The following is a 16,803-nucleotide window of genomic DNA, read 5'->3' as shown; positions in this document are numbered from 1 at the left end:
AAGTCATGTCGTACTAATTCGTATTAAACCTGTCAATTCGATACACATGTAATGATAATCATTCTCATTAATATATTCAACCCTAAATTCAATAAGGTTACTTTGTAACCTTTTCATCTACGCCGACCACAGAATCCACACCCACTTATACCGTTCACACAAGAGCTGTGAGTCGGCACCTTATTAACTAAAATAAATCGGTAAATGGTATGTCAAAAGAGATAAACGAATTACAGTTTAGTCTTCATTATGCTTCAGAAACAGACAGCGAAATGAATACTTCAGCTATTTTAACGGCGAATATCCATACGGCTGATGGAGAAACTCAACAACTCACACAACTAATTTGCACGACATCTCCTGAAGGGAAAAAGCAATATCGAATCGGTACACAAAAGATTAATGATGCAGGCGACCCATTGCTGGTGGCGGTTGAGTCTTATTGGCGCAAAAACACACAAGAAATCCGAAAACGTCTCCGCCTGAATTGATGGATTTTATGCCGATGTGAAAGAAGAAAATTACGGAAGAAGGGTGTGGGGTAATGTCACTGATAGTGTATTAGCTAATCGATAGCCCCACGTGAGTGGGGCTTAATCGTTAACCACCGCGAGACATTTTCTCAATTTTTTTATCCGTATTGTATTGAGAAAGGGCATAAACTGACCAGATAGCCGCAGGGATCCACCCAATTAAGGTGATTTGTAGGATAAGGCAGAAGATGCCAGCAAATGGGCGACCAATCGTGAAAAATTGTAACCAAGGTAGTAATAACGCCAGAATAAGTCTCATAAAACCCCCTCTATTATTAGAAATGTCAGTTTATCAATAATTAAACCAATAGCAAATAACAAGGAATATTGCATTTATTCAAGGTGAAAGTTTGCTTTTGTAGTGTTAATACTAAGGATTGAATTTACGGTGGGAGCATTAGGTAAATTAAATATTGATTTGACGCTGAATACGGCAAATTTCACAAATCAAGCATGTGATAAATTAGAAATGATGTCACAGAGTACAGATAAGAATATAATAGAAATCGTAAGTGAATCTAAACTCAGTTATGAAGGTTGCGAGTTTTTATTAACTCAATTGGAAATGGCAGGATTAATTTTAAGACAAAATAATTTTTATAAGCGAACAAGTAAGAAGGCTATTTAAATACTTTATGTTATAACAAAAGATATCAGTTTATATTTTTCTTGCATAAAAGATGAGTTTATACTTGATGAGTCGTAAATAAAGATAAGATTGAATAATATATTATTATGAATAAAAATTTAAGATAAAGTTTTTCGATTAATTGACGATATACATAATTACTTATCTTAAATTAGAGATTGGGCTTGTGAAAAAAAATATTACTATTATCACTACTGTTTAGTTCTTCTGTGTTTGCACAAAATGTCGATGTAGGGCAAGTCTGTAAAGCGTCTGCGGCAACCATGTTTGGTCGAGATCATAAGATTATGCAATTAGATACTATTGAAAACGGCATTGCTTATGTTCATTACATTCGTTCAGTCGATAACAGTCGCTGGGCTATTAAATGTAAACTAAACGGTGAAAAGGTCATTTGGGCATCAAACAATGCTGATAGTACGGGGCGATGGAGAGACGATCCTTTAGATAGTATTGTGAAATATTCTGTAAATGGCGGGGATATTACGATTTCTGAAATTTATAGTGATGGTTCTAAAACAGAAAAAACATATCCAATAAAAGAGCTATAAATTATTACCTGTTTTTGCACTCTTTTATGTTAAATATAAATACAAGTCAGAAGTTTGATAATTTCTGGCTTTTTTTTGCCTCAATAAAAGATGTAGATGCAATTATATAATAATGACTCAAAGGAATAAAATAAAAATCCTATGATGATGACTCGTGAGTTTTAATAGATTGTTACGAACATACAGGCAAAGACATTATTACAAAATGATTTTATTAATTATTTGATGGATATAAAAATTTACCTGTATCAAAGTCTAATTGGAAAGGCTCCCATCCTCCCGGAGGATCCCATTCACCAATGCCATTGATAATACCATTTTCTATGCTATCAATAATAACACCATCAATTGCACATCGCTCTGAGCGCCACTTAATTCCTTGGTAAATGTTTACTAAAAAAGTGTACGCAAAGGTGGTTACGATAAAATCAGAAGTAAGCTTATCTGAATGGATATTTGGTATTGAATATAAGTGGCCAACATAGTCATTCAAAGCAATACTTGATACACGATCTGTATTCACATCATAGAGATGGATATGTTGACCATGGAGGATAGCCACTACATTCTTATTTGTTTTAATTTCTTTGAAGCACTGCTCAAGAATGCATCCATCATCGTCACATACCGAATATATGTTAAGGATAAGTGATGGCTTATTATCCAAAGAAACTAGCACACTACAACTTAAATAAACACTATTAGATAGCTGATCGATTTCAACAGTATCTAAAAAAGGAAAACGAGTATGTTTATCTCTTTCAACAAATTCAGCAGTTATTTTCATAATTATCTCTGTACTCTATTGATAATTGATCCTCACCTGACTCTTTAAGTACATTATTTGATAAAAATATTTCTCGCATCATTGGTGTAATTTCCCAGCAATCACTTAGATCTTCATTATCAAAGCTACACCAATGAAAAATAGTATACGCATGTAGAGGGTATTCTTGCTGTAATAATGCGATAACTTCTGACTTATATTTATCAATATGGGTATCTTGTTCTTCTAGTGCCTGTAATATGAGCATCATTAATACAAATTTTTGGTCATCATCAGATAGTTTCTTATAATGTGAAATATATTTATCTATATCCTGAGGGTTCGAGACAATATAAGCCCAATCTTGCATCCAACGTTCATTGGGTAAATTCAAATCTGTGGCGAGTTGTTCGATTGCAACAGCAGTTTCATAACGTGGAGAAGGGGGATTATACATAGTAAGATCCTTATTGATTTTGTATCTCCAAGTAAAAAGTTATTGTAATAGTAGCAGTATAATTAAAAAATGATACTAATAAAGCTATGTTATATAGTGTTACCACTAACTCAGTGGAATAAAATCGTGTAAAATTAACTTTTGGTGTTATTAATAGTGTTGGTTGATGGTTTTTAAATTGAATATTTTAGGGTGGCATGGCTATTATATAATATAATTGTTGTTTTCTTCAAAATAAATAGATTGGGACTGGCATGAAAAAATATTCTTATTCTCAGTTATTCAGTTACACATTTGCAATTTTATTTATTATAACTGCATTCTTCTATTGGAAATTTGAGGTTAAAGAGTACGTTATAATTTCAAATATATCGATTAAAATAGCATTGGGGATCTCTGCTATTGGCTCGCTAGTCTGTTTTTTTTTCATATATAAGAAAGCAACTTTTAATAAGACAGTAAAAAATTTATTAATGTTTCCTTTAGCATTATTTATTATTATATTTATTAGTGAATATTTCATACTTTCTAGTATCGTTTATTTTACTGGTGGAGAGATAAGCAGTTATAAATCCAGTTACTTATACGTAGAAGGAAGCAGGTCATGTTCTGGTATAAAAGTGAATGATGAAAATGAAGGTGAAATAAAGGTTTGTGCTAAAATTGTTCACGGTAATATTTATGAAACTGGAAATGCCATAATTTTGAAGAAAACAAATGCTTTAGGTTTTGAGTTAATATCAGCAAAAACATACTAATATGAAACCACAATAGAAACCTCATTAAATAATGAGGTTTCTATTTGTTGATTTTATAAAATAGAAAATAAAATTATTAAAAGTTCATTCTAAATCCTACTGTTGCATATATTGGAGTTTCTATTTTATTACCGTTTTGATAGTTTATTTCAGTATAAAAAAGAGCATCATTACCTATATTTGTTGTCAAACCAACGCCGTACTTACCCACATTCCCAGCATAATGACTATCAAATGATATGTTATTAATCTCTACTGTATTATTTTTAATAAATTCACGAGATATTGCTGCTTTTATGTAAGGCTTAACATTGTGGTTTACAATCAGTAAATTACTCTCTAATGTGGCTCCAAATTCACCTTTTAAGCTATCAGCATCGTGGATATTTACTTTCATACCATTATCTAATACATAATGTGACTTACCAATATGAGAATAAAGGATCTGGTTATATGGTGTAAGTAGCAATTCATTTGAAATTTCAATAGGGTAGCCTATTTCTGTCGATGCTGTAACCGTATTTTGATTGTAACTTCCTTTAACTCTATTTCCTTCATTCATATTAGTGTTGATTTCATTATTAAGGTGATTCATCTTAAATAAAGAATCCACATAAAAACCTGAGTAATTAAGCCAAGTTAAATAGATACCACCGCCATAGCTATTAATATCACCATTATTAATATTTTCGGATTTGATCTTACTCTTAGTATAAGAAGTCATTAAACCAAATAGCAATTGATCATTATTTATGGCTATTTTCTTATCTATACCAATTTGCATTCCATTTAAATTAGAATGGAATTGACTATAGCCTTTATCGTTCAAATGAGAATTATCATTTAAGTAGCGAACCCATACACCGAGATCGTTATTATTCTCACGTAAGAAACCCATTCTTTGACGTAAAGTACTCGTCTCAATACTCAATATATGCTGTGGTGCTGAAGCCATATTAATAACGGCTTGAGCACTATTACTTAATATAGGCTGACTCACACTTGGCTGTTTAGAAGTATCAGGCTGTTTAGAAGTATCAGGCTGTTTAGAAGTATCAGGCTGTTTAGAAGTATCAGGCTGTTTAGAAGTATCAGGCTGTTTAGAGGTATCAGGCTGTTTAGAAGTATCAGGCTGTTTAGGAGTATCAGGCTGTTTAGGAGTATCAGGCTGTTTAGGAGTATCAGGCTGTTTAGGAGTATCAGGTTGTTTAGAGATATCCGATTCACCATCTTTTCCACCTACAAGATACCACTCTGTATGACCATCATTAGTTTTACTATTTAGCTTATATTTCCAAACACCAACTTCGACATTACCGCCTTTATTTAATAAATTAAAATCAGCATCACCACTATTTACATAAACTAATTGAACATTTTTAGGATCAGAGATCTCTTCTCCACTATCATTTATTTTTAATCCAAAATGTCCAGTTGCATGATCTGAAATATAAATATTATCGCTTAAACCATCGGCTAAGTGGCTACTTAAAATAAAAGTACCTTCACCTGTGAGTGTTTTTAATTCAAGTCGATTAAATTGCATGCCAGAAGCATAATGTTCCATTTCGAGTTGGCTACCAGCTTGCATCTTTAAATTGTTAATATGAGTGATTAATTCTGGGCCTGGTTTTTCTGGCCTCGGGGCATCACCATCATCACCATAATTTTCGTCCCATGAAGGTACAATATACGTTTTACCTGCTAGTGTTAAATTTTCTATAAATATTTTAGCTGAAGGAACAGGATCATTTTTGGATACATCAGTAGTTTCAGTATCAATGTTATCAATATATAATTCGGCATTTTTATCTATAAATAATTTGCCTATAGATGATGAACTTGCGTTCATATCAATATTACTCGTACCTGTTACTATAGTATCTTTAATCGTGGGAATACCCACATCTATTATACCATTAGCATACATACTAATATTGGCATCATCTTTAACAATTGTACCTATTGCTAGACTATCACCATACATTTGTAATATTGCTTCATTTTCAAGAGTAATATTTTGAATTTTGTGGTTTGTATCTATATAAAGATTTGTTTTATTACTATAAGTTGAATTAGATGTAATTTCATCATTAGAGAGACGAACGCCATTTATACTATTATCTTTGGCATAAACCGAACCAGTTAAGAAAGATAATATACTTATAGTAATAATATTTTTACTAAAATTTTTATTCAGTAGCATAAAAAATGACCTTTTTTATTTTTTTATTGTGTAATAACTATTAAATTATTCTTAATGATCATATTGTTTGCTTTATTTATCAATTTAAATAACCTTAAAAAAATATATTTAGAATATAATCTTTCTTAAGGTGAACTCTATTAAAGAAAAATATAATTATTTAATATATATAATAATATATCTTAGGTGGGTTATTTGACTTATGGTGTTTTTTATTTTAAAAGAAACACCATAAGATAAAGATAAGAGAGTAATATAATAGCTAGCTATTATATTTTAGGTGCTTTGTATACTAAGATAGCAGTAAATATAGCCCATAAGAAACTGATGACTTTAAACCATTTAGGATATTTTTTTTGTAGAGAAAACCAGCAAAAAATAAAAGGGACCCACAAAGTGGCAACGGCTAAAATGGCAAATTTTGTTTTATAAAACCTTTTTGCTTTGAATTCTTTTTTAACTCTTTTTTCAATTTCTTTACCATTTCTTTCTACTTCAGCTCTTTCACTATTCCATGATGGATATTTATTATCTAACCAGCGAGTTATACCAAATAATGAGGTGGTAATTCTATTCTTTGCATGTTGACTGGTGTCACCAGAATATTTAATTTCTTGAATAATTTGAAAAAATGATACGGTAAGCCTAAGAAATTCACCGTTTAATTTTTCAAAATGCAATGGTTTGTCAGAGTTAGGGTTTTTACTTTTTTTCTCTGATCTTTCAAAACAACCAATCATTGTAGAAACTTCATCAACAGCTTTATCTACAAATTTATTAAACTCTATTTTTTGAATTTCTTGTGGTGATGGGCCATCATCAGAAAGACTAATTCTGTATGTAGTTCCTAAACCAGGAAAAATTGAGTTTCTTTTTCTTACATCGGCTTTTACGGTTCTTTTAGGGTTTAGAAACATGAATGATACCTATCTATTTTTTAGTCATCATGAATATGTTAATGTTTTTCCTAGAAATAAACAACGAACTATATCGCAAATATCCTATCAATAGCGTGCAGCTACTCATCTTTAAATGATGATTTTGTAAAACCATGTAAGTCAGACCGTTCTGTTACTGTTTTATGCCAATATTTTCTCTTTTACAAATGGGGAATTATTATGTCTACAATGAAAACAGAAGTTATTGTTATTCGTTTAACGAAAAAAGAACGTGCATTATTGGATTCAATAAAAACAGCACCATTACTTGCAGATTGGATGAAAGAATTAGCACTTTCAAAATTACAAGAGCAAGGTAATTCATCTAATAAATAGTTACTAATGCCGACAAAAGGAATTTAGTCGGCATCATTATTTTATTGTTTATACTATAAAATAGAATAGTAACAGTAATAATAGATTATAGTTTATGCATGTTAAATTTTAAGGTAGTAAGTATGGATACTAATAAAACTGAAAATAAAGTGGTGGGAAAGAGAATATTAATGGCATTTTGGGTGGGAGGATTGGTTGTTGCCGGATTACTTATCTACAATGAACTAGGCTCACATTCTAATTCAGGTGGTTGGTCAAGCTTATCTAGAGCCATAACAGCGGCTTTTATTATTTTGGGTGCTGGGTTCTATTGTTTTATCTGTTTTCTTATTGCATTAAATGAATGGTTAGATAATCGTAAAAATGAATACGTTAATATAATGAGAGTTAAAATAGCCTTAATATTGCATGGCTTAGTTTCTATAGTTGTAGGGCTACTTGCTTCACCATTATTATTTAAATGATATTAGCTTAATGAAACAAGTTGAGATAGATGTGAACAAAAAAACAGCTATTGATTAATAACAGTCTGATGTATGTACTCGTTGAAACTGATTAAGTGACATGGGATTAAATAATTTTAGTCTTAAAAAACAGTTAAATAGGCTTGAATCTATTGTAATGAAAAATGATATCAATAACTATTGTTAATAAAAAAGCCCAATGTGGCGGCATTGGGCTTAGTGACTCGAATAGATGGGTATAAAAAAACTATTAGAGATCGCTATAAATGTAGTGAATTTTCATTTTATAAATTAACAATAAATGCTTTTTTTTTAGTAAAAAGTGCTTTTGTACCTTATGTCGTCCAGTTTTAAGACAAATTGACGTTTTTTCATTCTCTTTTGTCAATCAGGCTTTTGTAGATCCACTTGTTTTTTTACTTTTTGCTATGTGAATAGATGGGCGATGTTCTCTTTATCAATACTTGGTAGATAACGATAAGCTGATTATAATCAAGAATTAATAAACTCTTTTATCGAGTATTCCTTGTAAAATTGAAGATGTAACATGAATAAAAACAATAAATTATTTATTACAGAACAACAAAAAATAATGTGTGAAAAATATGATGTTTCACCTCAAGAACCTGAAGAAATGGTCGCGATTGCTCTAGATAACTTAAGTGGTAATCCTATTTATGGAACTCGTATAAAACAATCAGAAGGCGATACTATAAGTTGGTTTTTTTATTGTGAGAAATATTGTGCAAGAAATGATTTTTATCAACCATTACATACAGAACATTTGGAAGAACTGCTACCTGAAGTAATAAATTACCTTTATTTACCAGAAGGGTATAATTTTATTATTGATAGAGAAGGATATGAAGATGTTTGGTTTGAAGAGACAAATTAAATAAGTATTTATCATTATTTTATAATTTTTAGATTAAGTAGATTTACATTTTATATATATTCTTATGCATTGAAATTTATAACTATGTTAAGAGTACACTAATATAAAAATGTTAAGTTATTTTAAAAATTAAAAATATTAATTGATATTGGTCTTGTTTTTAACATAAAGACAATGACAGGCAGGTCGGTTTGGGTAAATATCATAAGAGCATTTAACTCACAATTAATAAGGAAGGTAGCTATTTATGTTTCCAGAATATCGTGATTTAATTTCAAAACTTCGCCAAACTGATCCTCATTTTCGTGCTCTTTTTGAACAACATAACGAACTTGACCATAAAATTGTTAGATTAGAGCATAAAGATAGAAGAGGATATGGTGAAGAAGTTGTTGAGCTAAAAAAACAAAAATTAAAACTGAAAGAGGAAATTCATCAAATCCTCAAAAATCCACCGGAAGAAGAGTGAGTAATAAAAAATAATTACTCTATAAATACATAAAGATGCAGAAACCATCCAACTAAAAAGGGATGGTTTTTCGTTTTTAGAAAAACAGTTTATTTTTTGAATAAAAAATTATATAAACCAAATGGTTTTATTTATAAAAAAGGCTACATTGTAGCCTTTTAACTGTCTAGGTTCTAAAAATAATAATGATAATTTAGTTATGTATTATGTCAAAACTCGTCTTTCCAAAGCACATCAAAATGATGTGAGTTTATTTTATAAACAGCTCTAACATTATCATTAATATAATGTTTATAAATATTTTCGTCAGAAAAATAAGTAGACACAGCTAACTCACATTCTGATGATATTTTTCGTGGTGCATCAATAATTTTTGAGGACAAATTATCTTGTTGGAGTTGTTGCTGAAGTTTTTTTACAGCATATTGTTCATGAAAAAGAAATAAGTAGTTATGCATCATTTTTGCTAATTCCATTATCTTTTGCTTTATTTACAGCATAGGTATAAATAGCAGCAACAATGACAGCAAACAATAAACCAATAACAACAACTAGTTTACCATTATCCGTAACACCAGCAGGACTTGAGGCATAAGAGAAGTTATGAGCAAAAGCGGCTCCTACTAACATACCCATGACGCTTACAGCAGCGTCTGAGTTACCTTGGCCAGCATTAGCTAGTTGTCGTAATGGGCAACCCGTAATGAGAACACCACATAAGCCTACAAGTACCATAGAGAGAAAATTCCATAGTCCATCGCTGTGGGCTATAGGTTGATTTACAAAACCAAGGTTAAACTTGCCTAAATAAAGATTACCTAAAAAAACAACAAGTGTTAATGCGATTACACCAAACGCCATATTATAGTTACGCGATAAAAATACATGCTTTGCCATTCCAATAAAGCAGAATCTTGTGCGCTGAATAATAAAACCAATAATAAGTCCTGCGATAATAGACATCCACACTGGCGCATGACTTGCTCCAGGACCTTTTACACTGGCGTTGAATATATCACTGTTCCATAAGAATAAAGCAAATAGGAATATACATATAATAGGTAGAATAAAACCTTCTATAGGGGATTGGCGATAATTTCTTGGGAGAGAAAATCCTTTTTTAACAAATAAGCTACCTATGCCGATCCCTATTATTAATCCAACTAATCCTATTACAGCATTTAAATCACCGGCACCGATACGAAGCACCATTCTTAATGGACACCCTAAAAACACTAAACAGCCAGCCATCATTAGAAAACCTAGTGTAAAACGAATAATAGGTGCAGAGCCTGCTTTTGATTGAAATTCTTTGAAGATAAGAGCTGCAACAAAAGAGCCAAGAATAAAACCGAATATTTCAGGGCGAAGATATTGAACTGTTTCGGTGTGATGTAAGCCCATACCTCCTGCGCTATCGCGAATAAAACAAGCTACACACACACCCATATTAGGTGGGTTTCCGTTAATGCCGAGAAGTAACGCGATAGCACCAATAACAAATCCAGATAGAATTAAAACCCATTTTATAGACATTAAATGCCTCCGTTGATGGGGGAGTCCCCCTGACTAATAGAACCTATTAAGTACGGGGCAACTATATATAAGAATAACGTATGATTCTTTTATATAGATCACGTCAAAATTAATAAAATAAATAATATTAATTTTTACAATTTAAGAGTGTTAATTTAATTGGCAATAAGTTAATTATTATTTAAATAACTTATTGCTAATAATGAAGGATGGAAGTTGACTTTTATAAGTCGGTTAATTTAATTATTTATCTCTTTTTTCCATTTTTTATATGCATTTGTAATTACTGGTGCAATTTTGTCATAATTATCCCATGAGTTTTCAACGTAATATGAAGATGAGAGCCCCTGAGCCAAAACACGCTCGAAATCTTCGAAATAGTTATTATTTTCTGATTCGTAATAATGTTGTGTGAAAGCGTATCCTTCATCGCCCAAGTCATCGCTAATAAATTTTTCGTCGCAAACTTGGATAAGAAATGCAAGACCATCCATTTCTCTTTTACGTATCATTTCTAACTCATCAATTGCATCTTCTTGTAGATCTTCACTTTCTAAATTGTTTTCAATAATCCAAGTCAAATAGAATCCTATATGTATACCCCCATTTTCAGGTGGTAGGTCATCAGGAAAATCACCATAAGCGTGCCAGTCGATTCTATCAATTGCCATTTTCTACCTATATTAATCAATAAAGGATATTTGATTATAGCGTATATTATCGATATATAAATAGTATTGTTGCTATAAAAATCAAATACTAGTAGGTAAGAATAATATATTAATTTAAGAATAATAAATCAATATGTTAAATAATTCTGAAAATAGCAGGCTAATTTCAATTATCATATTTTGATTTTATCTTTATTTTAATCATTATTAGATGATATTTTATTTTTTAATTAAGATAATACTTATCCCTCTTTTGTTTTTATTTGAGATAATGCTGACTTAAGAAAAATAATGGAAGTTACTTTCTAACTGTTAAAAATACTTAAAGGATATTTATGAAAAAGCTTATTCTAGCATTGGGTCTATTATCAATTTCTTCTATCGCTGTTTCTGCTGATTTATCTAAAGCATGTGAAGATTATTTTAAAGAAACTGACTCTTATGTTGAGTTAATGGCAAAAAACGATGCAACTAAAGCTCAAGCAGAAGCGATGAAAGCGCAATATGCTCAAGCTAAAGAACAATTTGCAGCATTGCCTAAAGATGTTCAAGAAAGTACTTGTAAACAAGCTTTAGATTCTTTAGAGCAAATGAAAAAAATGTCAGCAGGTCAATAAACTTTATTCTGTTGCTATAAAAAAGCCTTATAACTTTAATGGTTTTAAGGCTTTTTTCTTGAGTGAAAAATAAAAATGTTTCCTATATTATATTATTTTCTAATTCAAAATTAAGACTTGGTTAATTTTTATTTTCTTTCTACTTTTATTTATTTTTCTTACTTTAATTTTTATTTGTTTGATGTTAATTTAAAATTCTTTTTCTAAGAAAGAGTATTAATAATGAATATTGTAGTCTATATCGCAACAAGTTTAGATGGTTATATTGCTGATAAACAAGGTAATATTGATTGGCTTACCAGTATTGAAAATCCTGAAAATTTAGACTTTGGTTTTGCAGACTTTCTTAGTGGTATTGATGCGATTGTTATGGGAAGGACAACCTTTGAAACAATAATGGGGTTTGATATTGAATGGCCTTATGAGCAACCAGTTTTTATACTAAGTAATACGATTAAAGAATTACCAGTTTCATTGCCGGATAATGTAAGTATTTTATCAGGAAATGTCACTGAGATAATAAAAAAACTTAAAATCAATGGCTATAATAGAGTATATATTGATGGTGGAAAAACAGTACAAGGATTTATTAATGAAGGTTTTATTGATGAACTCATAATAACTAGAATACCTATTCTATTAGGTGAGGGCATACCGTTATTTATACCAAATGATAAAAGAATAGAGTTTACTCATCATAAAACAGAAATATATTTAGATTCTTTTGTTAAATCACATTATAAAAAAATTAATTAAAACTTATTTATTTTATTCGACGGGCATCTTATTGGTGCTTTTTTTATTTCTATATGAAAATAATTTAATATGGTTGGTTACTATGTATTTACATTAGGTATTATTTTCGTTTATTTATATTATTCGTGAATATGAGTGTTTTTTCTAATTCCTTTTATTTTGGTTAAGTCTTTTGTTTTCTCTATGTTTTTAACTAAATTATAGCTAAAATCATTCAATATCATCATTTTATGAGCTGATTTTTCTATTTTTATATTAATGGTTAAAATTATTTTGTTGATGAATCGATTTTGTGGAATAATCATTTCCTCCTATTTCTTATTGATATTTAATTTATGTATTACTTTTTATTTTTATTACTTTCTGTATTTATAACTTCTGGGTGTACCACTAATAAAACAACTCAAGTTAAATTAATTGAGACACATGCTGATAATCTCATTCCCGATAGTCACGAGGTAAATAATAACTTAGTTTTTATGTTGGGAAAGCAATCTCGCTTTGAAATGGAAGTGCAAGAAGAAAAACAAAGGCTTGGACAAGTTTTTAAAGTTGGTTTAAATGAAAAGAAACCATCAATAAACAATCAGTATTTAAACAATCAATATTTAAACAATAATAATTCAACATTAAAACCTATTCAAAAAATAAGCTTTACCATGCCAGTTCCTGAGACTATCTGGAATGAAAAAAAGCAAACAGTTGAATTCAAATGGAAACAAAAACCACATTATACTTTTGATGCCTACTAATACTTCAATAGCAATTTAAAATTTAATTTTTTATGGAAAAATTATGCGCATAGCAAGCACTTTATTATTATCTTTTCTATTACTTGGTTGTAGTACTGATAACGTTACTTTTAGTACGGGTAATTCAGGAAGTCATAGAATAGGCAGTCCAGTGTGTTCAACATTAGTTTGTGGTAAGAATACTCGAACACCAGGAGAGCAAAAAGCAATTAATGAAGCTGTTCATGAACAACAGCGAGCTATTATGCGAGGGGAAAAACCTGATTTACAGATTATGGCTTCTTATTAAAAATTAATACTATTATCTATGCCAGTAATGACTACTGGCTGATAATAATTTTTTAGATTTTATTAATAATAAAATTAGCTCTATTAGTTATTTCTATTTTAGGCAACTCTATTAAATTATAATTATATTTTTTATAAACAGCCATCATAGCTAAATAGGTTTCTTTAGCTTCTTTTTCTGTTTGTTTTCTTTCTTGATCTTGAGCATAGATTTCAGCCCAAGGTGGCGCAATAAACACGTTCGTTGAATAATGAAATAAAGTAATTGCTTTATCGAGGTGTTTGGGAATAGCTAAACCACATAGGAGTAAATATCCAGCAATATCAGGGATACCTCTATCATAGAAATAGGGCATTTTATTATTGCTTGCTTCATGCCATGAGCGTAATTCCCAAATTAGCATTGCTTGTGCGAAAGCGCTAGGATCTACCCACGGTAATGCATTTCCTTCAATAATACTCTGGTCTTGAATAATGGCTCTTCCTGCTTCTAAAGAGCAGGGATAGCCTCTATTTTTAAGTTCGTTTATTAGTGTGGTTTTCCCAGAGCCGGGGCCCCCAGTTAATATAATACGATGTGCTTTTTCAGGCATGATTATTCCTATGATTTTATATAATTAATGAAGAAAAAGAGAATAAAGATGATATGTAGGTAGGGGAGAGTTAACACGAGAATTATTAGAGATTAAATATACCTAAAAAATAGAACTTGAAAAAGTGCATTAGCATTAAATGTTAATATAAATCTTAACTGCTTTTATTTTATGAAAGATCAAGAAAATAGCGTAATAAATTACGCTATTTTTAGAAGAGGAAACTTAATGGCTAAATATTACGGGATACAAGGTTCTGGTGCATAGGTACTGCTTGGGAAAGCTTTAGGTAAATAACTACATTTTTTGATTGTTTCTTGTGCGCCTTCTTTTGATTCAAAAAGTGCAACACCAATTACACCTGTATTTCTTTTGTCACCTTGAGCATTATAATTTACATATCCTTCTTCAGGTGCGCCAAAGCGAAAAGCGGCAACTTGTTGCTGATTTTTTCTAAAACCTTCAACAAATAAAGTATCTCCAGGTCTTAATAAATAACCTCTATTTTGATAAGAGCCAGCAGTTCCACTGATAACATCTAAGCCATCAACAGTAATAACAGCTTCGTATATTATTTTATGGCTAGTGTTATGTAAGAAAATAATATATCGCTCATTCTGCTTTCCATACAATAAATATTGATCATTTTGCGTAAAGTATAATGGCATTATATTTCTGTTTTCAGTTAAAACTGATATCTGTAATGGACTTTTGCTAACCCGTGTAATTTTTGAGTAAGAGTTGGATGGAACACCACTTTGATAAAATATAGATGTTACCTGTGAAGGCGTTTCTGATAATCGATATGCTTCAACACTTTCAGTAACAGAAGGTAAACTTTCTCCCCATTTTGTTGAAAGAGCTCTATTTTCAGTTTGCTCATTAGCAACACTTAGGCTAGTGGGATAGTTTCTCTCAATTGTTGTACAGCCTGAGGTTAGTATTAAAATACTACTCAGTAATGAAAATGATGCGATGGTTTTGAATAAATTCATATTTTTGCTTTCCTTAGTATTTATACGAAATTCGTTTCTAAATTTTATTAATATTAAATTAGTGTTTACGTTTTAATTTGTCTCTCAGCTAATTCTTAGGGTAGTAATATTTAAAGGTAAATAGTCAAAATTTAGGATAGTTTGAAGTCAAATATTATGAATTTATAGATGAGCGAAATGAAGTGTATGAAAAGCAAAAATAGGATCTCTTTATTTTGAGTACTATTTTTCCTCTTATTTCCTTATTTAAGCATTTTATGCCAATGGCAGTATTGAATAGCAATTGAAAGAAGAAGAATTTGATTCTATTATAGAACGTATATGTTTTATTATGATTTGTATATAAGGATTGTCGTGGGTATTGTAAAAATTTCTGATGAATTACATGAGTACTTGCGAAAAGCAAGCAATGTGATGTCACGCTCTGTCAATGCTCAAGCAGAATTTTGGATAAAAATTGGCATTCAAGCAGAATTAAACCCAGAAAAAACGTTTCCAATGATTATTAATGAAATGCTGGAAAAAGAAGCCATCAAGCAAGAAGTAGAATAAGAGGAAAGAAGAATGGATAAAATAACGATTAAGACAGCTGATGAAATTGAATTAATGCGTGAATCAGGGCGTTTATTAGCAAAAGTTTTTACAATGCTTGATGATTTTATTGTACCCGGTGTTTCTACACTGGAAATTAACGATAAGGTTGATGATTTTATTGTCAATGAACTTCAATCTAGGCCAGCAAGTAAAGGCCAATATGGCTATGAATATGTGTTAAATACATCTATTAATGAAGTTGTTTGCCATGGTGTACCAAAATCAGATGAGCGCTTAAAAAGTAAAGATATTATTAATGTTGATATTACACTAGAAAAAAATGGATTTATTGCTGACTCTAGTAAAATGTATATTATGCCAGAGGCGTCTCCTATTGCACGAAAATTAGCAAAAACAACGTATCAAGCAATGTGGGAAGGTATTAAAGAAGTAAAACCAGGCGCGACATTAGGTGATATTGGTCATGCTATTCAAAGCTTTGCACAAAGTCATGGATATAGCGTAGTGAGAGAATACTGTGGGCATGGAATAGGAAGAGAAATGCATGAGGCGCCACAAGTACTACATTATGGTATTAGAGGGCAAGGCGTTGAATTAAAAGAAGGTATGACTTTTACGATTGAACCAATGATAAATCAAGGTGGCGCTAAAATAAAAACCAAAAAAGATGGTTGGACTGTTGTGACAAGAGATAAAAAGTTATCTGCTCAATCAGAGCATACTATTTTAGTCACAGCAACAGGGTATGAAGTACTCACTTTACGTCCGGAAGAAATATTACCATAATTGCTACTGTCTTATATTTATAGCCATTTTAAGAAAAAATGTTTTTTATAATCTAAAAAAATTGAATTTTTAATTAAAGTGGCTACTTAATATCCTTTATTTTTATTTTTATTTTTATTTTTATTTATATCAATAAATTAAGTCCTAAGCTCAATAGTTTTATAAATCTGAGTTGTAAATTATACTTTAAACACTATATTAATATTGATATTCATTAAGTATTTAACGAGTC

25 protein-coding genes are annotated in these 16,803 nt (G+C 30.5%); 14 read left to right on the top strand and 11 right to left on the bottom strand.

Features of this window, described 5'->3' with window-relative positions:
- Positions 1 to 209 precede the first annotated feature (209 nt).
- Complete coding sequence (locus AB4J89_RS05595) at positions 210 to 491, top strand: hypothetical protein (protein WP_227719020.1); 282 nt, start codon at positions 210 to 212, stop codon at positions 489 to 491.
- Between the two features lie 109 nt (positions 492 to 600).
- Here the strand turns inward: AB4J89_RS05595 and AB4J89_RS05590 are convergent, their stop codons facing one another.
- A complete protein-coding gene (locus AB4J89_RS05590; protein ID WP_004242485.1) occupies positions 601 to 792 on the bottom strand; it encodes a YqaE/Pmp3 family membrane protein in 192 nt (63 codons plus the stop codon).
- Between the two features lie 129 nt (positions 793 to 921).
- On the opposite strand from AB4J89_RS05590, the gene AB4J89_RS05585 reads away from it, so the two are divergent.
- Positions 922 to 1,161: a hypothetical protein gene (locus tag AB4J89_RS05585; protein WP_368468394.1), complete on the top strand. Its 240-nt coding sequence runs from the start codon at positions 922 to 924 to the stop codon at positions 1,159 to 1,161.
- 197 nt (positions 1,162 to 1,358) lie between these two features.
- A complete protein-coding gene (locus tag AB4J89_RS05580; protein WP_368468436.1) occupies positions 1,359 to 1,733 on the top strand; it encodes a hypothetical protein in 375 nt (124 codons plus the stop codon).
- A 214-nt stretch (positions 1,734 to 1,947) separates the two neighbouring features.
- Here the strand turns inward: AB4J89_RS05580 and AB4J89_RS05575 are convergent, their stop codons facing one another.
- Together AB4J89_RS05575 and AB4J89_RS05570 are read right to left on the bottom strand one after the other, a co-directional pair.
- Complete coding sequence (locus tag AB4J89_RS05575; RefSeq protein ID WP_227719019.1) at positions 1,948 to 2,520, bottom strand: hypothetical protein; 573 nt, start codon at positions 2,518 to 2,520, stop codon at positions 1,948 to 1,950.
- On the bottom strand, positions 2,504 to 2,956 hold the full coding sequence (locus tag AB4J89_RS05570; protein ID WP_368468392.1) for a hypothetical protein: 453 nt from the start codon (positions 2,954 to 2,956) through the stop codon (positions 2,504 to 2,506). Before AB4J89_RS05570 ends, AB4J89_RS05575 begins: the two co-directional genes overlap by 17 nt.
- Before the next feature lie 254 nt (positions 2,957 to 3,210).
- Here AB4J89_RS05570 and AB4J89_RS05565 point away from each other — a divergent pair, with 254 nt between their 5' ends.
- Positions 3,211 to 3,714, top strand: a complete 504-nt coding sequence (locus AB4J89_RS05565) for a hypothetical protein (RefSeq protein WP_368468390.1) — start codon at positions 3,211 to 3,213, stop codon at positions 3,712 to 3,714.
- A 76-nt stretch (positions 3,715 to 3,790) separates the two neighbouring features.
- On the opposite strand, the gene AB4J89_RS05560 is transcribed toward AB4J89_RS05565, so the two are convergent.
- Both AB4J89_RS05560 and AB4J89_RS05555 read right to left on the bottom strand, forming a co-directional pair.
- Positions 3,791 to 5,920, bottom strand: coding sequence for an autotransporter outer membrane beta-barrel domain-containing protein (locus AB4J89_RS05560; protein WP_368468388.1), 2,130 nt, complete (start codon positions 5,918 to 5,920; stop codon positions 3,791 to 3,793).
- A 269-nt stretch (positions 5,921 to 6,189) separates the two neighbouring features.
- Positions 6,190 to 6,837 (bottom strand): hypothetical protein, encoded by a 648-nt coding sequence (locus tag AB4J89_RS05555; RefSeq protein WP_368468386.1) that lies wholly within the window; start codon positions 6,835 to 6,837, stop codon positions 6,190 to 6,192.
- Positions 6,838 to 7,038: 201 nt separating this feature from the next.
- On the opposite strand from AB4J89_RS05555, the gene AB4J89_RS05550 reads away from it, so the two are divergent.
- From AB4J89_RS05550 to AB4J89_RS05535, 4 genes are all read left to right on the top strand, one after another.
- On the top strand, positions 7,039 to 7,194 hold the full coding sequence (locus tag AB4J89_RS05550; protein WP_193775172.1) for a hypothetical protein: 156 nt from the start codon (positions 7,039 to 7,041) through the stop codon (positions 7,192 to 7,194).
- Between the two features lie 122 nt (positions 7,195 to 7,316).
- Complete coding sequence (locus AB4J89_RS05545) at positions 7,317 to 7,658, top strand: hypothetical protein (RefSeq protein WP_368468384.1); 342 nt, start codon at positions 7,317 to 7,319, stop codon at positions 7,656 to 7,658.
- 547 nt (positions 7,659 to 8,205) lie between these two features.
- Entirely contained in the window at positions 8,206 to 8,553 is a 348-nt protein-coding gene (locus AB4J89_RS05540; RefSeq protein WP_088495830.1) for a hypothetical protein, read from the top strand.
- A 247-nt stretch (positions 8,554 to 8,800) separates the two neighbouring features.
- On the top strand, positions 8,801 to 9,022 hold the full coding sequence (locus AB4J89_RS05535; protein ID WP_075672624.1) for a DUF465 domain-containing protein: 222 nt from the start codon (positions 8,801 to 8,803) through the stop codon (positions 9,020 to 9,022).
- 209 nt (positions 9,023 to 9,231) lie between these two features.
- Here AB4J89_RS05535 and AB4J89_RS05530 read toward each other — a convergent pair whose 3' ends face one another.
- From AB4J89_RS05530 to AB4J89_RS05520, 3 genes are all read right to left on the bottom strand, one after another.
- Positions 9,232 to 9,498, bottom strand: coding sequence for a putative Se/S carrier-like protein (locus tag AB4J89_RS05530; RefSeq protein WP_088495829.1), 267 nt, complete (start codon positions 9,496 to 9,498; stop codon positions 9,232 to 9,234).
- Positions 9,473 to 10,558: a YedE family putative selenium transporter gene (yedE, locus tag AB4J89_RS05525; RefSeq protein ID WP_368468381.1), complete on the bottom strand. Its 1,086-nt coding sequence runs from the start codon at positions 10,556 to 10,558 to the stop codon at positions 9,473 to 9,475. The genes AB4J89_RS05530 and yedE overlap by 26 nt, the downstream gene beginning before the upstream one ends.
- Positions 10,559 to 10,797: 239 nt before the next feature.
- Entirely contained in the window at positions 10,798 to 11,229 is a 432-nt protein-coding gene (locus AB4J89_RS05520; RefSeq protein WP_088495827.1) for a hypothetical protein, read from the bottom strand.
- A 335-nt stretch (positions 11,230 to 11,564) separates the two neighbouring features.
- Here AB4J89_RS05520 and AB4J89_RS05515 point away from each other — a divergent pair, with 335 nt between their 5' ends.
- Together AB4J89_RS05515 and AB4J89_RS05510 are read left to right on the top strand one after the other, a co-directional pair.
- A complete protein-coding gene (locus AB4J89_RS05515; RefSeq protein WP_023582428.1) occupies positions 11,565 to 11,846 on the top strand; it encodes a DUF5339 domain-containing protein in 282 nt (93 codons plus the stop codon).
- Between the two features lie 222 nt (positions 11,847 to 12,068).
- Positions 12,069 to 12,602 carry a dihydrofolate reductase family protein gene (locus AB4J89_RS05510; protein ID WP_311754722.1) on the top strand — a complete coding sequence of 178 codons (534 nt, stop codon included), beginning with the start codon at positions 12,069 to 12,071 and terminating at the stop codon, positions 12,600 to 12,602.
- Positions 12,603 to 12,721: 119 nt separating this feature from the next.
- Here AB4J89_RS05510 and AB4J89_RS05505 read toward each other — a convergent pair whose 3' ends face one another.
- Positions 12,722 to 12,907, bottom strand: coding sequence for a hypothetical protein (locus tag AB4J89_RS05505; protein ID WP_088495825.1), 186 nt, complete (start codon positions 12,905 to 12,907; stop codon positions 12,722 to 12,724).
- A 30-nt stretch (positions 12,908 to 12,937) separates the two neighbouring features.
- Between AB4J89_RS05505 and AB4J89_RS05500 the strand changes: the two genes are divergently transcribed.
- Together AB4J89_RS05500 and AB4J89_RS05495 are read left to right on the top strand one after the other, a co-directional pair.
- Positions 12,938 to 13,354 carry a hypothetical protein gene (locus tag AB4J89_RS05500; protein ID WP_368468378.1) on the top strand — a complete coding sequence of 139 codons (417 nt, stop codon included), beginning with the start codon at positions 12,938 to 12,940 and terminating at the stop codon, positions 13,352 to 13,354.
- Positions 13,355 to 13,397: 43 nt separating this feature from the next.
- A complete protein-coding gene (locus AB4J89_RS05495) occupies positions 13,398 to 13,643 on the top strand; it encodes a hypothetical protein (protein WP_088495823.1) in 246 nt (81 codons plus the stop codon).
- Between the two features lie 52 nt (positions 13,644 to 13,695).
- On the opposite strand, the gene AB4J89_RS05490 is transcribed toward AB4J89_RS05495, so the two are convergent.
- Complete coding sequence (locus AB4J89_RS05490) at positions 13,696 to 14,235, bottom strand: AAA family ATPase (RefSeq protein WP_311754724.1); 540 nt, start codon at positions 14,233 to 14,235, stop codon at positions 13,696 to 13,698.
- A gap of 239 nt (positions 14,236 to 14,474) precedes the next feature.
- Positions 14,475 to 15,230: a hypothetical protein gene (locus AB4J89_RS05485; protein ID WP_194952322.1), complete on the bottom strand. Its 756-nt coding sequence runs from the start codon at positions 15,228 to 15,230 to the stop codon at positions 14,475 to 14,477.
- Positions 15,231 to 15,584: 354 nt separating this feature from the next.
- On the opposite strand from AB4J89_RS05485, the gene AB4J89_RS05480 reads away from it, so the two are divergent.
- Both AB4J89_RS05480 and map read left to right on the top strand, forming a co-directional pair.
- Positions 15,585 to 15,782 carry a ParD-like family protein gene (locus tag AB4J89_RS05480; protein ID WP_088495820.1) on the top strand — a complete coding sequence of 66 codons (198 nt, stop codon included), beginning with the start codon at positions 15,585 to 15,587 and terminating at the stop codon, positions 15,780 to 15,782.
- A 12-nt stretch (positions 15,783 to 15,794) separates the two neighbouring features.
- A complete protein-coding gene (gene map / locus AB4J89_RS05475; protein ID WP_311754725.1) occupies positions 15,795 to 16,571 on the top strand; it encodes a type I methionyl aminopeptidase in 777 nt (258 codons plus the stop codon).
- Positions 16,572 to 16,803 lie beyond the last annotated feature (232 nt).

This window comes from Proteus sp. STS61-E (assembly GCF_040932335.1).
Lineage (GTDB): Bacteria > Pseudomonadota > Gammaproteobacteria > Enterobacterales > Enterobacteriaceae > Proteus > Proteus mirabilis_B.
Note: the sequence above shows the minus strand (reverse complement) of the source record. Positions and strands in the feature narration are given on the sequence as shown.

What these genes read in the sequence shown, in the direction of transcription:
- AB4J89_RS05595 (WP_227719020.1), top strand. Translation starts at nt 210, where the DNA reads ATGTCAAAAGAGATAAACGAATTACAGTTTAGTCTTCATTATGCTTCA.
- AB4J89_RS05590 (WP_004242485.1), bottom strand. Translation starts at nt 792, where the DNA reads ATGAGACTTATTCTGGCGTTATTACTACCTTGGTTACAATTTTTCACG.
- AB4J89_RS05575 (WP_227719019.1), bottom strand. Translation starts at nt 2,520, where the DNA reads ATGAAAATAACTGCTGAATTTGTTGAAAGAGATAAACATACTCGTTTT.
- AB4J89_RS05570 (WP_368468392.1), bottom strand. Translation starts at nt 2,956, where the DNA reads ATGTATAATCCCCCTTCTCCACGTTATGAAACTGCTGTTGCAATCGAA.
- AB4J89_RS05565 (WP_368468390.1), top strand. Translation starts at nt 3,211, where the DNA reads ATGAAAAAATATTCTTATTCTCAGTTATTCAGTTACACATTTGCAATT.
- AB4J89_RS05560 (WP_368468388.1), bottom strand. Translation starts at nt 5,920, where the DNA reads ATGCTACTGAATAAAAATTTTAGTAAAAATATTATTACTATAAGTATA.
- AB4J89_RS05555 (WP_368468386.1), bottom strand. Translation starts at nt 6,837, where the DNA reads ATGTTTCTAAACCCTAAAAGAACCGTAAAAGCCGATGTAAGAAAAAGA.
- AB4J89_RS05550 (WP_193775172.1), top strand. Translation starts at nt 7,039, where the DNA reads ATGTCTACAATGAAAACAGAAGTTATTGTTATTCGTTTAACGAAAAAA.
- AB4J89_RS05545 (WP_368468384.1), top strand. Translation starts at nt 7,317, where the DNA reads ATGGATACTAATAAAACTGAAAATAAAGTGGTGGGAAAGAGAATATTA.
- AB4J89_RS05540 (WP_088495830.1), top strand. Translation starts at nt 8,206, where the DNA reads ATGAATAAAAACAATAAATTATTTATTACAGAACAACAAAAAATAATG.
- AB4J89_RS05535 (WP_075672624.1), top strand. Translation starts at nt 8,801, where the DNA reads ATGTTTCCAGAATATCGTGATTTAATTTCAAAACTTCGCCAAACTGAT.
- AB4J89_RS05530 (WP_088495829.1), bottom strand. Translation starts at nt 9,498, where the DNA reads ATGGAATTAGCAAAAATGATGCATAACTACTTATTTCTTTTTCATGAA.
- yedE (WP_368468381.1), bottom strand. Translation starts at nt 10,558, where the DNA reads ATGTCTATAAAATGGGTTTTAATTCTATCTGGATTTGTTATTGGTGCT.
- AB4J89_RS05520 (WP_088495827.1), bottom strand. Translation starts at nt 11,229, where the DNA reads ATGGCAATTGATAGAATCGACTGGCACGCTTATGGTGATTTTCCTGAT.
- AB4J89_RS05515 (WP_023582428.1), top strand. Translation starts at nt 11,565, where the DNA reads ATGAAAAAGCTTATTCTAGCATTGGGTCTATTATCAATTTCTTCTATC.
- AB4J89_RS05510 (WP_311754722.1), top strand. Translation starts at nt 12,069, where the DNA reads ATGAATATTGTAGTCTATATCGCAACAAGTTTAGATGGTTATATTGCT.
- AB4J89_RS05505 (WP_088495825.1), bottom strand. Translation starts at nt 12,907, where the DNA reads ATGATTATTCCACAAAATCGATTCATCAACAAAATAATTTTAACCATT.
- AB4J89_RS05500 (WP_368468378.1), top strand. Translation starts at nt 12,938, where the DNA reads ATGTATTACTTTTTATTTTTATTACTTTCTGTATTTATAACTTCTGGG.
- AB4J89_RS05495 (WP_088495823.1), top strand. Translation starts at nt 13,398, where the DNA reads ATGCGCATAGCAAGCACTTTATTATTATCTTTTCTATTACTTGGTTGT.
- AB4J89_RS05490 (WP_311754724.1), bottom strand. Translation starts at nt 14,235, where the DNA reads ATGCCTGAAAAAGCACATCGTATTATATTAACTGGGGGCCCCGGCTCT.
- AB4J89_RS05485 (WP_194952322.1), bottom strand. Translation starts at nt 15,230, where the DNA reads ATGAATTTATTCAAAACCATCGCATCATTTTCATTACTGAGTAGTATT.
- map (WP_311754725.1), top strand. Translation starts at nt 15,795, where the DNA reads ATGGATAAAATAACGATTAAGACAGCTGATGAAATTGAATTAATGCGT.